Origin of the sequence: Thiobaca trueperi (assembly GCF_004342175.1) — a bacterium.
In the GTDB taxonomy this organism is placed as follows: domain Bacteria; phylum Pseudomonadota; class Gammaproteobacteria; order Chromatiales; family Chromatiaceae; genus Thiobaca; species Thiobaca trueperi.
This window is the reverse complement of the sequence record NZ_SMAO01000008.1, coordinates 114081-129922: the sequence shown is the minus strand read 5'-3', so window position 1 is coordinate 129922 and position 15842 is coordinate 114081. Positions and strand designations below refer to the sequence as shown.

Sequence of the window (15842 nt, the reverse complement as noted above, 5' to 3'; positions counted from 1 at the left end):
TGGACAGGATTAACAGGATGATTCAAGATTAACAGGATTAAAAACAATAATTTGAGAATCCTGTCCATCCTGAAAAATCCTGTTAATCCTGTCTATTCCGGCTGGTGTGATCGTCTGATACCGGGCCGGACGGTTCCGCTGGTTCGCCCCGTCCCTCACCGCCCTGCCCCGTCTCCGCATCCGGCTCAGACGATGCACCGTCTTCGCGCCGGCTCACCGCCGGCTCATCGCCCTCGGGGTGCACATCCGGCAGCACCTCGGCAAATTCGATGGCGTACATCTCCCAGATCGTGACGAACAGTGAGGCGATTACCGGGCCGATAAAAATCCCCGCCAGACCAAACATGAGGATGCCGCCGAGCGTGCTGAAAAAGATCATCAGCTCATGCATGCTGGTGTCTTTTCCCACCAGGATGGGGCGCAGAACATTGTCCAGGCTCCCCACGATCAGACCGCAGAAGAGCGCCAGACCGATGCCGGCAACAGGATCGCCCTGGAGGATCAGGATCGCGGCGGCGGGAATCCAGACGATGGCCGCCCCGACATTCGGGATCACCGACAGAACCGCCATCACGCTGCCCCAGAAGACCGCGTTGTGGATACCCGCAACGGCGAAGGCGATACCCGCCAGGGTGCCCTGCAAGAGTCCGATGAAGAGCGATCCCTTCAGGGTGGCGCGGGTCACGGAGGTGAACTTGGCGAGCATCAGACGCTCGTCGCTGGTCTTGAGCGGCAGGTAATAGATGAATTTTTCGATCAGTTTCGGCCCGTCCAGTTGCAGGAAGTACAGGCTGTAAAGCAGCACGAAGGCCATGAAGACAAAATTTGCCGCGCCCAGCGTGGCGGAGGACACCCATTCCACCAGCAGCCGGCTGACCACGGTCGCCGCCTCGCCGGCCTGTTGCAGGATCTGCTCCCGATTGAGCACCAGTTGCTCATAAAACGGCAGACGCTCCAGATAGGCCATGAAGGTGGCCGGATCATTGAGGATGCCCTTGAACCAGACGGTGATCATCTGGCTGACATCCAGCGCCTGCCCGATCAGCACGGCGATCAGCATCACCGCCGGAATCAGGACGACGATCACCATCAGCAGCAGTGTCAGGAGCGACGCCAGTTGACGCCGCCCCCCCAACCGTTTCTGCAGCGACAGAAAGAGCGGGCGCGCCAGCGCACTGAAGAGCCCCGCCAGAAACAGGGCCATGAGAAACTGCTGGATCATGGACAGAAACAGGGCCGAGATCCCCAGCGCCATCACCAGGATGACAGTCTTGTTGACGGTGCGTTGATTCATGGTTGATGTCTCAAGGTGGTTTCCGGGCCCAGAACCTGTCTGACGGCCTCGCAAAGCACATCCAGCTCCGGATTCGAGATGACATAGGGCGGCATCAGATAGACGAGCCGCCCGAAGGGGCGCACCCAGACGCCGCGCTCGACGAAGCGGCGCTGGATGTCACGCATTGCGACCGGGTGCGCCATCTCGACCACGCCGATTGCGCCGAGCACACGCACTTCCGCCACCCCCGGCAACCCGCGACAGGGCGACAGTCCATCCTCTAGCCCCTGCTCGATCCGCCGGATATTGGCCTGCCAGTCAGCGGACAGGAGCAGTGCAATGCTCGCATTGGCAACCGCGCAGGCGAGCGGATTGCCCATGAAGGTCGGGCCATGCATGAAAACGCCCGGCTCACCGGATGAGATGGTGTGCGCGACCCGACGACTCGCAAGCGTGGCAGCCAGGGTCAGATAACCGCCGGTCAGCGCCTTGCCGAGGGTCAGGATGTCGGGGGCGATCCCGGCGTGCTCGCAGGCGAAGAGACGCCCGGTGCGACCAAAGCCGGTGGCGATCTCGTCGGCGATCAGAAGTACATCGAAACGGTCGCAGAGTGCGCGGACCCGGGCCAGATAGTCCGCACTGTAAAAACGCATGCCGCCTGCGCCCTGGACGATGGGTTCCAGGATGACCGCCGCCAGCTCATGCTGGTGACGTTCGATCAGCTCGGCGAAGGGCGCGATGTCATCGGGCCGGCAGGGCTCGCCAAAACGACTGGTCGGCGCAGGCGCAAAGACCTGTTGCGGCAAGACCCGATTGAAGAGATGGTGCATCCCGGTGACCGGATCGCACACCGCCATGGCGTTGAAGGTATCCCCATGATAACCAGAGCGAATCGTCATCAGACGGTGCCGCTCCGGTCGTCCGGCAGCGATCCAGAACTGAAGCGCCATCTTGATGGCGACCTCCACCGCCACCGAGCCCGAGTCGCAGAGAAAGACGTGCCGGAGCGGTTCCGGGGTCAGATCCACCAGCGAGCGCACCAGACGCATCGCCGGCTCATGGGTCAAACCGCCGAACATGACATGCGACATCCGGTCGAGCTGATCGCGTGCCGCCTGATTCAGAACCGGATGGTTGTAGCCGTGGATCGCGCACCACCAGGACGACATACCATCAATCAGGATCCGTCCGTCCATGAGTTCCAGCCGGCAGCCCTGCGCCGCACGCACCGGATAGACCGGATCGCGGTCGATGGTCGAGGTGTAGGGATGCCAGGCGTGGGCCTGGTCGATGGCGAGGAGTTCGGCCTGATCCATGAGTGACTAAACCGCGTCCAGCGCGACATGCGTAATTTTCATTTTGTGTTTAGCTTTGGAGATGTCATCTCCATTAAACCGCGTCCAGAGCGAGATGCTGAGTTTCGAGTGAGTTCGATGTTTGGCGCATCCACAGCCATTGGTAGGGACGCGGTTTAAAATTTTATATTTTTAATATCTTAAACCGCGCTCGCTCGAACGGTCGTCAATTCTGTAAAGGCCGACTCAATCCCCAAACATCACATACCACACCGGGCGCGGTTTAATCAGGCCAGAAATCAGCGCAGATCGTCTCCTCGAAACCCCAGGGACAATCCGCTGGAAAGGCCGTTTCAGCCAAACCTGTCTCACGCGCCGCCATAAGGGCCGCATCGCCATAGGCATCGGCGATCATCTCCGGCAACTGTGATTTCAGGCTCGGATTATCGGCCAGCAGACGCAGCAGATCGCGCCGCATCACCTTGATGGTGGCACGCCAGGAGTTGCCCCGCAGGGTCGGCTGAAACCGCCATTTCAACAGGTGCATGAGCAGAATGGCGAGACGGCTGAAGAGTTCGCGTTTTTCGCTGCGGCCCATGCTTTCGATTTCCTCGGCGATCCGTTCGATGTCGGCGGAATCCAGCTCTCCGGCACGCAACAAAGCGGCCTGTTGATTGGTCCACGCATAAAAGTCGGAGTCGTGGAGGGTCGATTGCATCATCGCTGCCATGGGGTTTTGCCTGAAGCGGTTGCCGTGATCCAAACTGCTATACTGAGCCGCGCCTGAGCAGGCAAAGCGTCTGGCAGGCGGCGCGCCCGATCATGACAGCAAGCATCCGCCCCTTCAAGCGCCCGCGCCACAGGTTGTCACACTCGATTCACACCCACATCGCACGGAGTACAAACGATGAAGCGACTCGCATGCCTGACTGCCGCCTCCGCACTCCTCGCCTCCGGCTCGCTGCACGCCAGCGAGTCCTCCGCCAGCCCCGATCTCGACGAGGCTCGAGCCATCGTCAAGCAATTCGCCACCCAGCTACAGGGCGAACTCGCCACCGCGATCAAAGAGGGTGGTCCGGTCAAGGCCATTGGCGTGTGCAAAGAGCGTGCTCCGGCCATCGCCAGCGAGCTGGGCGCCAGCCGGGGTTGGGAGGTGAAACGGACCAGTCTCAAGGTGCGCAATACCGAACTCAATGCCCCCGATGGCTGGGAGCGGCGCGTCCTGAACGATTTCGCGCAACGCCAGGCGGCCGGGGCCGAGGTCCAGACACTGGTGCAGAGCGCGGTGGTCGAAACCAATGGCGTCAAGCGTTTCCGCTTCATGCAGGCGATTCCGACCGGCGAGGTCTGTCTCGCCTGCCACGGCACGGCGATTGCGCCCGAGATCACCGCCGCGCTCGACGAACAGTATCCGGACGATCAGGCGCGCGGCTTCAGTCTGGGCGAGATTCGCGGCGCCTTCAGCCTGTCCAAACCGCTCTGAGTCGATTTCCAGGCAATCGCCCGCAGGGCGAACCCTCGCCATGACAACCCGGCCCCGGCCTGAATGCAGAGGATGATCCCCTATGGCTGATGTCCACTTCGATCTCAGCTTTGATGGCACGCTCGCGCCCGGCGCCGAGCCGCTGGCCGTGCGCCAGCAACTGGCAGCCATCTTCAAACTCGATGAGCCGGGCGTGGCGCGTCTCTTCACCGGCAAACCCGTGTTCATCAAACGTGAGGTCGATGTCGCGACCGCCGCCAAATTCGAGCGTGTTTTCAATCAGGCCGGGGCCATTCTCAGGATCACCCCGAGCGATGCGGCCAGCCAGCAAGGCGCGAGTCATTCAGCCCCTTCGCCCACACCGACCGCGAGCGACCCGGATGCACCGGAGTCGCCACCGACAGCTCCCGCGTTTGGGTCATCCGGGCTGGCGATTGCGCCTCAGGGCGGTTTTCTCGAAGATCCGACCCCGGTTAAGATGCCCGATCTGGATACCAGTTACCTGAGCCTCGTCGCCAGCCCCGACTGGACCCTTGAGGATTGCGAACCCATTGTGGCCACCAGCCCCGTCGGGGATCTGAGCCATCTCTCGCTGGTCGATCTCGACCGCCCCAACCCCCAGGACAGTTCCGACTGACATGACCACAGATTTCGACCACATCGTGATTGGCGCCGGCATCAGCGGACTTGGCGCCGCCCATTTTTCCGCCCGCCGGGGTCTGTCCACCCTGGTGCTCGAATCCAGCGAGCGGATCGGCGGCTGTCTCAACAGCCAGCGTTTCGACACGCTCGGCGGTTTCTGGACCGAGGCCGGCGGACACACCTGCTTCAACAGCTACGGCAATCTGCTGTCGATCCTGGATGATCTCGGTCTGACCGCACAGGTGCAGCCCAAGGTCAAGGTCGGCTATTCGCTGTGGAAAGACGGCAAACGACGCTCCGTTGCCTCGGCCCTGCATCTGTTCGAGGCCGCCCGCTCCATCCCGCGCATCTTTTCCGCACCCAAGATCGGGCGCAGCGTGGCCGACTACTATGGAAGCGTGCTCGGTCGTCGCAACTATCGGGATCTGCTGCGTTACGCCTTCCAGGCCGTGATCTGCCAGCCCGCCGACGATTATCCGGCTGAGGCGCTGTTTCGCCGCAAACCGCGCCGCAAAGACGTCATCAAGGCCTTCACCTTTGCCGATGGACTCTCGACCATCCCCGCCGCCATCGCCGCGCAGCCGGGCATCGAGGTGCGGACCAGTCAGCGCATCACCGCCATCGAAGCAGACGCGGCGGGTTTCCGGGTGTTGCTCGAAGGCGCAGATCCGATCATCTGTGGCGCGCTGACCCTGGCCGTTCCGCCGAACGCCGCCGCCGCGCTGCTGCCCCCGGAATACACTGACGCGCGCGCCCTGATCGGCGGAATCGGGATGGCCGAATTCGCGACCCTGGTGCTGGTGTTCCGCAACACGGATCTGGATCTGCCGCCGCTGGCGGGACTGATTGCAATCGAAGACGCCTTCTACTCGTCCGTCTCGCGCGATTTCCTGCCGGATCCGTCATACCGTGGCTTTGCCTTCCATTTCCGCCCGGGCGTGCTGGATGCCGCCGCACAGGTGGAACGCGCCTGCGCCGTGCTCGGCGTTGCCCCGTCACGCATCGCCGCACAATCGCTGGTCCATAACCGCCTGCCAGCGCTGCGCTACGGACATACGGACCTGGTGCGCCAGCTCGATGCCGCGCTAGCCGGCACTCGCCTTGGCGTTACCGGCAACTGGTTCCTCGGGGTCTCGATCGAGGACGCGCTCACCCGCAGCCGCAGCGAATCGGATCGACTGTTTGGCCCGTGAATGATCAAACATGTTCAAACTGCCGCTCAAGCTGGGTCTCCTGCTGCTCGCCGCCATCGCGGCGGGCGTGCTGTGGCAGAAAGCCGAGCTGAGTGTCCTGGCGCTCGCCCGTCTCGATCCGGTTCCCGAAACCCGCGCTTTGGTCGAGGCCGGACACTATGCCGAAGCGGCTGAGTATCTCGGCTTCTTCATGGAATATGACTATGTGAGTCAGGATCCCGCCGCCCGCGCACTGCATGACGACATCCAGCGGGTACGCAGCAGCGCCGCCTATCGGGCACGCAAAGTCAGGGAGGGACTGTTCCAGGGCACCAGCGATGAAACCATCGGACAGGCCACAGGGATTGCGGCCGATCTGCTGGTGATCGGCGATCTTCGTGACCTGAGCAGAGAGGGCATCAACTGGAGCCAGGACAGAGAGGTCGATGAGGTGATCGTGGCGCTGTCCGGCATCGGGCTGGCGGCGAGCGCCGCGCAGCTCGCCACCGCCGGGGCCGCCACCCCGATCAAAGGTGGGGTGATCGCGCTCAAGATCGCCAGAAAGGGCGACCGGCTTCCGCCCTGGCTGGGCAAGGCGATGATCGATGGCGCCGCGACCGTCAAGCGGACGGGTAAACTGGATGCGGTCAGCCAGCCGCTCGGCGATGTCCACACCCTCGCCAGGGTTCCCGGCGGCCTGAACCTCCTGAGCCACACCGAGGATATCGCCTCGCTCAAGCGCATGGCGCGGCTGGCCAAAACCTTTGGCAAAGAAACCGCAACGCTTTATCGGATTGGCGGCGACGTCGCCCTGAAAACCGGCGCGCGGGCGGGCGAACTGGGTGTGGAGACGGTCAAACTGGCTGCCACCTATGGTCGCTCCGGGCTCAAGACACTTGATCGTGTCGGCGCAACCACCTTCGTCAAATACGCCGCCCGCTCGACCAAGGTCGCCTACAAGGGCGACATCTTTCAACTCATCGCCCGTTTTCTGGCGCAACTGCCCGACTGGCTGCTGGTGCTGTTCACCGTGACCGGCGCAGCGGTTTGGGTTCCACGACGCTGGATCGGAAGGCCGTCCAACCGACTGAGTCTCGCTTCAAATAGACAGGATTAACAGGATTTTCCAGGACGGACAGGATTTTAAATTATTGTTTTTAATCTTTTTAATCCTTGTTCATCCTGTTAATCCTGTCTAATTGACGGTCTTTCAGGCGGGTAAAAACTTTCCTGGAAAAAGCCTTAACACCTCACAGGAGTATCACCATGCGTAAAACGCTGATTGCCCTGTCCTGCTGCGGTCTTGCCGCCGCCGCAAGCGCCGAACAGATCGGCAGTGTCGCCACCAAGTTCAAATGGATGGGGCCGAACGACAAGATCGTGGTCGAAGTCTTCCAGGACGAACAGATTCCGAGTGTCGTCTGTTATCTGAGCCGCGCCAAGACCGGCGGTGTCTCGGGCGCGGTCGGCGTCGCCGAGGATACCTCGGACGCCTCACTCGACTGTGTGCAGATTGGCCCCATCGATCTGCCCGACGATATACGCTCAGGCAAGCGGAATGGTGATGAGGTGTTCAAAAAGCGCACCTCAATCCTGTTCAAGAGCCTTCAGGTGGTGCGTTTCTACGATGCCCCGCGCAATGCGCTGGTCTATCTGAGCTATAGCGACCGGATCATCGAAGGCTCGCCGAAGAACAGCATCACCGCTGTCGCGATTCAGCCCTGGCATCAGACTCCCGCACCAGCGCAAACCCCAGCGGCAGCCAAATAGCCGTGCTCGGCAGCCGGGGCACCCTCAGGCGACCGACTGATAATAGAGATTCTGTGGATGCCGGGCCTCGGCGAAGAATGACCAGCGTTCAGCCAGCAGACCGAAAAACTGGGTCGCGAAGGCCAGGATGGGCAGGCTCGATGAGCCGGTGACATAGGCGAGGCCAATCAGGAGGATTGGCAGCGCAAAGACCAGCACCAGAAAGACGATCCGCACCCGGTCAATGGCTTGGATGCTCCGGCCATGAAAAAACTCACGGGTGTTGAAACTGCCACCGGTCGCGCCCTGGGTTTTCTGCGCCACGACGGCATGACGGATGCCAATGGCAGTCTGGGTCGTGCTCCTGTGCGTGATCAAGGCATTGCGCGACAGATGCGCCATGCGCGAGGCCAGACCCGCGAGGGTCAGAATGACCGCCCAGGTGCCAAAAAAGGTAACCAGCGGATTGCCGACCCAGGCCGAATAGGCCGCTGCCAGCATGAAACCGGAGGCCGCACCGAGCAGGATGAAATTGCTCACCGTCAATGGCGTCTGCCATTCCTGCAGAAAACGCACACCCGCATAGATCATCGCCGTGCAGAGAAAGAGCGCCAGGCTTGCCAGGGTTCCCAGCAGAGCCAGCAGGAGGGTCACATCCACCGGCAGGGACCGACCGACCTGAAACAGCGGCCGGGTCCAGCCCAGCCAGTGTGCCGCACCATAAGCGAACACCAGAACCATCACGATGGGCAGAACGATGACCTCGCGCGACAGCCAGGAGGTCCGCCACATGGCTGCCGCGCGCCAGGCGCGTTCGGGACGGCCCAGATGGAAGAAGGACGCCGCCAGCCCGGCAACCAGGAGGAGCAGTGCAAGCAGACTGCCGACGGCCTGGAACCGGCTTTCCTGAGCCGGCAGAAAACCTGCCGTGGCATAGATCTGACCGGTGACCATAGCCAGAAACAGACCCTGACCGGCACCGATCAGGGTGGTCAGAAAGATGACTGAAAAGGCGGGATGCATGGTTGGGTTCCGATTCGTAGGTCGGGTTAGCCCGGCAGGGCGTAACCCGACGGATGGATGGAGTTCAATAGCCGCCGAAGATGTCGGGTTACGCTACGCTAACCCGACCTACAAACTACCAGGCCACATCGTCCAGCGTCTCTTCGCCGGTGTAGGCGGTGAGATCTTCCTTGCGCAACGGATTATCGACCCGTGTCAGTGCTTCGGGGTCGATGTGCATCACTGTCCGGTGACGCGGCAGATAATGATTCGACGGCCGGGTACCGCACTCCGGCATGAGTTGATAGCCGCCGCGCTCGCGGATCGCGACCGAGACCTCCGAGTCCGGATCATGCACATCGCCAAACAGCCGGGCGCTGGCCGGACAGGCGAGGACACAGGCCGGTTTGCGGTCGCGCTCGGACAGATTCAGGTCGGTGATGCGGTCGATGCAGAGTGTGCATTTCTTCATCACCCGCTGCTGTTCATCCAGCTCGCGCGCGCCATAGGGACAGGCCCAGGAGCAGTATTTACAGCCGATGCACCTGTCGTAATCGACCAGCACCACGCCATTGTCCGGGCGCTTGTAGGAGGCGCCGGTGGGACAGACGGGCACGCAGGGCGGATCCTCGCAGTGCAGACAGCTCTTGGGGAAATGTACCGTCTCGGTATTGGGGAAGGTGCCGACCTCGAAGGTCTGGACCCGGTTGAAGAAGGTGCCGGTCGGTGCCGCGCCATAGGGGTTCCGGTCCACCAGCGGACCGGCCCAGCCGGAGGTATTCCACTCCTTGCAGGAGGTCACGCAGGCATGACAGCCGACGCAGACATTCAGATCGATGACGAGTGCGAGTTGAGTCATGTTGTCAGCCTCCAGCCGCCAGGGTCCAGTTACCGGCAGGAGCGAGCATGCCGGTGACAGGAGACAGGAGGCCGGTCGATGGAGGTTTCATTTCTTGCCAAAGATGCCAGCGACGTATGCCTGCCATTTGCCGCGCTGCTTCTCCTGTCCCGGCAGTCGCGGCATGGGCGTGAACTGAGGTGAGGTCATGGCGGGCTCATGGGGATCGGCCTTGTAGACGCGCACCCGCACATCGAACCAGGCGGCCTGACCGGTCACCGGGTCTGAGTTGGACAGATGCTCACCAGCGGCGTGCGCGGGCAGTTCCTCATGGATGAGATGGTTCAGCAGAAAGCCCTTGCGCGACTCGTCCGCATCGGCGCTGAGTCCCCAGGCACCGGCGGCCTTGCCGATGGCGTTCCAGGTCCAGACCGTGCCCGGCTCCACCGCCTCGGAGAAACGACACATGCAGCGCACCCGGCCATGCACTGACTCGACCCAGACCCAGTCGCCGTCGCCAAAGCCCTGCTCTGCGCCGACACGCGGGCTGAGATAAAGATAATTGTGACTGTGGATCTGTCTGAGCCAGGCATTCTGGCTGTCCCAACTGTGGTACATGGCCATCGGACGCTGGGTCAGGGCGTTGAGTGGGTAGCGCGCGGTGTCGGTCAGTTGCGACTCCAGCGGCTCGTAGTAAAACGGCAAGGGGTCGAAAAAGGTCTCGACCCGTTCGCGCAGTCGCTCGGGTGGTTGACGGCCCGGTCGTTTGCCCTGCGCGGCCAGCCGGAATTTTTGCAGCACCTCGGAATAAAGATGCAGGATGATCGGCTCGGCATAGCGAATCAGACCATGCGCCCGCGCCCAGTGCAGATAGCCCTTGTTCCAGTTGCGCATGTACTGATAGTTATGCGGCAGCTCGTGCTGGAAGACACAGCCGTGTTCGGCATAGCGTTCCCATTGGTTCGGGTTGGGCTCGCCCTTGAGCGACTTGTCGCCGTCTTCGCCGCGCCAGCCGGCCAGAAAGCCGATGCCGGAGCCGGGCGAGGTCTCGTAATTGACGATGAAATCCGGATAGTCGCGATATTTGCGGCTGCCGTCCGCGTTGACGAAGGCGGGCAATTTGAGCCGTGATCCCAGCTCGATCAGCATCTCCTGGAAGGGCTTGCAGTCGCCCTTGGGCGGCAGGATCGGGATCCGCACCGCATCGACCGGCCCCTCGAACTCCGAGATCGGGCGGTCGAGCATGGAGAGCACGTCGTGGCGCTCCAGATAGGTCGTATCCGGCAACACCAGATCGGCGAAAGCAACCGTCTCCGAGGCGAAGGTGTCGCAGACCACCAGAAAGGGAATTTTGTACTCGCCGTTGGGCTGCTTATCGACCAGCATCCGGCGCACCTCGCCGGTGTTCATGGTCGAGTTCCAGGCCATGTTCGCCATGAAGAGGAACAGTGTGTCGATCGGATAGGGATCGCCACGCCAGGCATTGGTGATGACATTGTGCATCAGGCCGTGGACCGAGAGCGGATACTCCCAGGAAAACGCCTTGTCGAGACGCACCGCCTCGCCGGCCGCATCGACGAACAGATCCTCCGGTTTGGCCGGCCAGCCCAGCGGCAGCCCGTCGAGCGGGGTGTTGGGCTGCACTGCCTCCGGTCCGGTCGGCGGCTTGGGACAGGGCGGAATCGGGCGCGGATAGGGCGCGCGATGCCGGAACCCGCCGGGGCGGTCGATGGTGCCGAGCAGACTCATGAGGATGCCCAGGGCGCGGATGGTCTGGAAACCGTTGGAGTGGGCCGCCAGACCACGCATGGCATGGAAGGCGACCGGATTGCCGGTGATCGAATCATGCTCGTCGTCCCAGCAGTCGGTCCATTTGAGCGGCAGTTCGATCTTCTGGTCGCGCGCCGTGACGCCCATTTCATGCGCCAGCCGGCGGATGGTCGCAGCGGGGATGCCGGTGATGGGCTCGGCCCATTCGGGCGTGTATGACTCGACACGCTCCTTGAGCAACTGGAAGGACGGTTTGACCGGCGTCCCGTCGGGCAGGACGTAACTGCCCAGCAGACGCGGCTCGGCTCCTGGCGTATGGGTGCTGATGGGGCCATTGATCTCGCGATCCCACCAGAGCCGGTTATCCGGGTCGAAACAGCCTTCCTCGACATGCATCTCGGCGCGATACAGCAGTCCGTGGTCGTCGCGTGCCGGATCATTGATGACCAGCTCGGCGGCATTGCTGTACTGAATGAGAAAATCGCGGTCGAACAGCCCTGTGTGGATGAGCTCGTGGGTGATGGCGAGGATCAGGGCGCCATCGCTGCCGGGTTTGATCGGCACCCACTCGTCGGCAATCGCCGAGTAGCCGGTACGGATGGGATTGATGGAAATGAAACGCCCGCCGCGCCGCTTGAATTCCGAGATCGCCATCTTGAGCGGATTGGAGTGATGGTCCTCGGCGGTGCCGATCATCACAAAGAGTCTGGCATGCTCCAGATCCGGTCCGCCGAACTCCCAGAAGGAGCCGCCGATGGTGTAGATGAGTCCGGCAGCCATGTTGACCGAACAGAAACCGCCATGCGCCGCATAGTTCGGGGTGCCGAACTGTTTGGCGAACATGCCGGTCAGCGCCTGCATCTGGTCGCGCCCGGTGAAGAGCGCGAATTGCTTCGGATCCTCGGCGCGCAGCCGGGCCAGCCGCTCGGTGAGCAGGGAAAAGGCTTCCTCCCAGGAAATGACCTCGAACTCGCTCGCCCCGCGCTCGGCCCCGGCCTTGCGCCGCAAGGGCCGGGTGATGCGTCCCGGCGAATACTGCTTCATGATCCCCGAGCTGCCCTTGGCGCAGATCACGCCCTTGTTCAGCGGATGGTTCGGGTTGCCGTCGATGTAACGGACCTCGCCGTCACGCAGATGGACCCGGATGCCGCAGCGGCAGGCGCACATGTAACAGGTCGTTTCCTTGACCTCGACCTGGCCGATCAGTCCGTCCGAGTAAGTCGTGGGATCCTGCATGGGGCACCTTCGCCGGATCAGAATCAAAAATGAGCGCAGTCCAATCGTCGTGCGCCGGTTGTTTCAAGGCGTTAAAGCCAGTGCAGCACCTTGGAAATCCTGGTGCCGTTCGTTGTCGTTGTCGTTGTCGAAGATTCGCAAGCCGACGACGATTACGACGACGATTACGACAACGATTACGACAACGACAACGACAACGACAACGACAACGACAACGATCAGAGACGGTCTCGGAACATCTGCACTGCTGCACGAGAACAGATCGCCATGTTACAGAAAATTAGCATTATCTAAAACTGCATCCGGCATGATTGGGCGTGATTTGTGTGAACGCGCTTCAGGACGGGTCGGGATGATCAGCGGGTCCGGAGTGCGCGGTTCCGCGCACTGTTGAATCTGAGCCAGATCTGAGCCAACATAAGGCACCGGATCGGATCGCGACGCATGCCACCGACCAGGCCGATCTTCAACCCCCTGACTTAAAAAGCAAAACGCATGCATCAGATGCCCCTGAATCATGAGACAGGCGTGATGCAATTGCCCTCCATGCTTCCCCGAACCCATTGCGGAGATTTTCATCGTGGGCAATTCGCTCCAGGAACAACTGCTCAAGGCCGGCCTCGTCGACGCGCACAAACTCAATCAGACACGCACGTCGCAGCGCAAGCAGGTCAAACAGACCGGCAAGCGTGGCCCGCAGGCTGACAACGAAACCCGCGCCGCCGCTGAACGCGCCCGTGCTGAAAAGGCGGCGCGTGATCGCGAGCTGAATCGTCAGCGTCAGGAAGAGGCCGCTCTGCGCGCCGCCGAGAATGAGATCCGTCAGCTCATCCACAGTCACCGGGTGGTCCGCGATGGCGGTGACCTGGCCTTCAACTTTACTGACGGGACCGCGCTCAAGCGTATCTATATCAACAAAGCGCAGCACGCCGGGCTGGTCAACGGCAGTCTGGCGCTGGTGCGCCAGGATGCATTCTACGAAGTGATTCCAGCCGAGATCGCCGAGCGGGTACGCGCCCGCGACGCCAGTCTGGTGCTGGTTCACAACCAGCCGACCGACCAGCCGGAGGCCGATGACCCCTATGCCGATTATCAGGTGCCGGACGATCTCATGTGGTAGTCCCTCCCCTCTCCGCCGCCGGGATCAGACAGCCGGGTTGCGGATCTGCCAGCAATTGTGGATGCGTGGATTGCGGGCAAAATCGCGCGGCAGGGTCTCGGCGCTGATGTCGGTGACATCCAGTCCGGACAGCGCCTCCAGATCGATGCGGAAGCGCCGCAGGTTGTTGGAGAAGATGAGCGTGCCATCGGGTTCCAGCAGACGCATGGTGGAGCGGATGAGCTTCGCATGGTCGCGCTGGATGTCGAGCGTGCCGTACATGCGCTTGGAGGTCGAAAAACTCGGCGGATCGAGAAAGATCAGGTCATAGCGCCGCCGACCGGCCATGAGATCCAGCCAGCGCAGACAGTCGGCCTGGATCAGCTCATGTTCGCTGCCGGCGATGTGATTGAGGTTGAAATTGCGCTGCGCCCAGTCGAGATAGGTGCGCGACATATCGACCGTAGTGGTGAATGCCGCACCGGCGTTGGCTGCGTAAACGGTCGCGGTGCCGGTATAGCCGAAGAGATTGAGGAAACGCTTGCCCGCTGACAGCCGCCCGATCAGACGGCGCACGTCGCGATGATCGAGAAAGAGCCCGGTATCCAGATAGTCCTCGAAATTGACGAGGAAGCGGTGTCCGTTTTCCATGACGGCATGGAAATGGCGCGTTTCAGCCAGTCGCTCGTACTGATTCAGCCCCTTCTGGGGCTGGCGGACCTTGAAAAAGACCTGCTCGCCGGGCACCTCCAGCACCTCCGGGATCAGACCCAGCGCCTCACGCAGACGGTGACGCGCGCGTTTGGGATCGACGGTGGCGGGCGCGGCGTATTCCTGCACCTGCACCCAGCGTTGTTCGCCTTCATAGATGTCCACTGCCAGCGCGTATTCAGGCAGATCGGCGTCATAGACGCGCAGACAGGTGATCTGCTCATCACGCTGCCATTTGCGCAGTGATTTCAGGTTTTTGACCAGCCGGTTGGCGAGCATGACCGCACCCGGACTGCGTTCCTCGGGCGCGAGTGGACGCGGCTGATTGGACACGAAATAGCGTGGTTCCACCTGAAAGTGCAGGAGCTTGCATTCAATGGGGCCGTTGTAGAGCGTGTGCATCCGCAGCGCACGCAGCCCCATGTGCTTGCCCAGATCCGGGGTTCCGGTGAAGAGCGCGGCGCGCCAGCCGACGAAGCGCTCCTTGAGCACCGCGCCCAGATGGGCATAGAGCGCGGGCAGTTCGTCCGGCGCGCCGAGCCGCTCGCCATAGGGTGGATTGACGATGACGAGACCTTCATCCTCGGCGCGGCCCGGTTGACAGTCGGTCAGCTCGCGGCGCTCGAAGTGGGCCAGACCGGCGAGCCCGGCCCGCTCCAGATGATGCAGCGAGACGCGGATGGCGTTCGGGTTCTGATCGTAACCGCGCAGTGCACCAAGCCGCTTGATTCCAGCATCGCGCCGGATCCGTGCCTCGCCGAGCAGACGCGCCCAGATGGCGTCGTCATGCTGCAACCAGCCGTGGAAGCCGAAACGCTCACGCAGCAGTCCGGGGGCGATGTCTGCGGCCATCAGCGCACCCTCGATGACGAGGGTGCCCGAGCCGCACATGGGATCGAGCAGCGCACCGCCTTCGGCGGCGATCTCGGGCCAGCCGGCACGCATCAGGAGCGCGGCGGCGAGATTTTCCTTGAGCGGCGCGGCAGAGCCTGAATCCCGGTAGCCGCGCAGATGCAGCGACTCACCGGAGAGATCGAGACTGATGCCGACGCCGTCCTGATGGGCGTAGACATGAATCCGCAGATCGGGTTGCTCCAGATCAACGCTCGGTCGCTGTCCATAACGCTGCGTGAAGCGGTCGGCGATGGCGTCCTTCACGCGCAGCACGGCAAAATGCGGATGGTTCACGCCCTTCAGGTTGCCGTCGAACTGGATGGCAAAGGTGTGATCTGGGGTCAGATGCGCTTCCCAGGGGATGTCTGCGGCGCCCGCATAGAGATCGTCCGGTCCCTCGACACCGAACTGGGCCAGCGGAAAGAGGATGCGATTGGCGATTCGCGACCAGAGACAGGCCCGATAGCCGTCCTCCAGGGTGCCCGAGAAACGCGCGCCGCCGCGCGCCTCGGTGGCGTCGCGCATGCCGAGCCGGATGAGTTCCTCGGCCAGCAGACTGCCCATATGCTTGGGCGCGGAAGCGAAAAAATGATGCGGGGACATGCGGATCGGGAACTCCAGGTGGGGGTATTCGGCTATCGGCTATCGGCTATCAGTGTTGAGCTTGACATTGAA

The 15842-nt window shown here is 62.2% G+C and carries 14 protein-coding genes; 7 read left to right on the top strand and 7 right to left on the bottom strand.

All coding sequences use genetic code 11. The annotated features are described in order from the left end of the window. Positions 1–82: 82 nt before the first annotated feature. The 3 genes from EDC35_RS14775 to EDC35_RS14765 all read right to left on the bottom strand — a co-directional run bounded on the left by EDC35_RS14775 (position 83) and on the right by EDC35_RS14765 (position 3301). Entirely contained in the window at positions 83–1294 is a 1212-nt protein-coding gene (locus EDC35_RS14775; protein ID WP_132978025.1) for an AI-2E family transporter, read from the bottom strand. Then, a complete protein-coding gene (gene bioA / locus EDC35_RS14770) occupies positions 1291–2592 on the bottom strand; it encodes an adenosylmethionine--8-amino-7-oxononanoate transaminase (protein WP_132978024.1) in 1302 nt (433 codons plus the stop codon). The genes EDC35_RS14775 and bioA overlap by 4 nt, the downstream gene beginning before the upstream one ends. A 262-nt stretch (positions 2593–2854) precedes the next feature. Beyond that, positions 2855–3301: a DUF29 domain-containing protein gene (locus EDC35_RS14765; RefSeq protein WP_243651693.1), complete on the bottom strand. Its 447-nt coding sequence runs from the start codon at positions 3299–3301 to the stop codon at positions 2855–2857. 177 nt (positions 3302–3478) lie between these two features. Here EDC35_RS14765 and EDC35_RS14760 point away from each other — a divergent pair, with 177 nt between their 5' ends. The 5 genes from EDC35_RS14760 (at position 3479) to EDC35_RS14740 (ending at position 7638) form a co-directional block, all read left to right on the top strand. Further along, complete coding sequence (locus EDC35_RS14760; RefSeq protein WP_132978023.1) at positions 3479–4054, top strand: Tll0287-like domain-containing protein; 576 nt, start codon at positions 3479–3481, stop codon at positions 4052–4054. Positions 4055–4136: 82 nt separating this feature from the next. Beyond that, positions 4137–4691, top strand: a complete 555-nt coding sequence (locus EDC35_RS14755; RefSeq protein WP_132978022.1) for a hypothetical protein — start codon at positions 4137–4139, stop codon at positions 4689–4691. Position 4692: 1 nt separating this feature from the next. Further along, complete coding sequence (locus EDC35_RS14750; RefSeq protein WP_132978021.1) at positions 4693–5889, top strand: protoporphyrinogen/coproporphyrinogen oxidase; 1197 nt, start codon at positions 4693–4695, stop codon at positions 5887–5889. Positions 5890–5899: 10 nt separating this feature from the next. Next, a complete protein-coding gene (locus EDC35_RS14745) occupies positions 5900–6985 on the top strand; it encodes a hypothetical protein (protein WP_132978020.1) in 1086 nt (361 codons plus the stop codon). 149 nt (positions 6986–7134) lie between these two features. Further along, complete coding sequence (locus EDC35_RS14740; protein WP_132978019.1) at positions 7135–7638, top strand: CreA family protein; 504 nt, start codon at positions 7135–7137, stop codon at positions 7636–7638. Between the two features lie 24 nt (positions 7639–7662). Here EDC35_RS14740 and soeC read toward each other — a convergent pair whose 3' ends face one another. From soeC to soeA, 3 genes are all read right to left on the bottom strand, one after another. Then, positions 7663–8640, bottom strand: a complete 978-nt coding sequence (gene soeC / locus EDC35_RS14735; protein ID WP_132978018.1) for a sulfite dehydrogenase subunit SoeC — start codon at positions 8638–8640, stop codon at positions 7663–7665. A 115-nt stretch (positions 8641–8755) separates the two neighbouring features. Beyond that, positions 8756–9478, bottom strand: a complete 723-nt coding sequence (gene soeB, locus EDC35_RS14730; RefSeq protein WP_132978017.1) for a sulfite dehydrogenase subunit SoeB — start codon at positions 9476–9478, stop codon at positions 8756–8758. 87 nt (positions 9479–9565) lie between these two features. Next, entirely contained in the window at positions 9566–12463 is a 2898-nt protein-coding gene (gene soeA, locus EDC35_RS14725) for a sulfite dehydrogenase subunit SoeA (protein ID WP_132978016.1), read from the bottom strand. 90 nt (positions 12464–12553) lie between these two features. Between soeA and EDC35_RS18595 the strand changes: the two genes are divergently transcribed. Together EDC35_RS18595 and EDC35_RS14715 are read left to right on the top strand one after the other, a co-directional pair. Continuing rightward, positions 12554–12757 carry a hypothetical protein gene (locus tag EDC35_RS18595; protein WP_165903450.1) on the top strand — a complete coding sequence of 68 codons (204 nt, stop codon included), beginning with the start codon at positions 12554–12556 and terminating at the stop codon, positions 12755–12757. 286 nt (positions 12758–13043) lie between these two features. Then, positions 13044–13583 carry a DUF2058 domain-containing protein gene (locus EDC35_RS14715; protein WP_132978015.1) on the top strand — a complete coding sequence of 180 codons (540 nt, stop codon included), beginning with the start codon at positions 13044–13046 and terminating at the stop codon, positions 13581–13583. 24 nt (positions 13584–13607) lie between these two features. Here the strand turns inward: EDC35_RS14715 and rlmKL are convergent, their stop codons facing one another. Further along, positions 13608–15770: a bifunctional 23S rRNA (guanine(2069)-N(7))-methyltransferase RlmK/23S rRNA (guanine(2445)-N(2))-methyltransferase RlmL gene (rlmKL, locus tag EDC35_RS14710; RefSeq protein WP_132978014.1), complete on the bottom strand. Its 2163-nt coding sequence runs from the start codon at positions 15768–15770 to the stop codon at positions 13608–13610. Positions 15771–15842 lie beyond the last annotated feature (72 nt).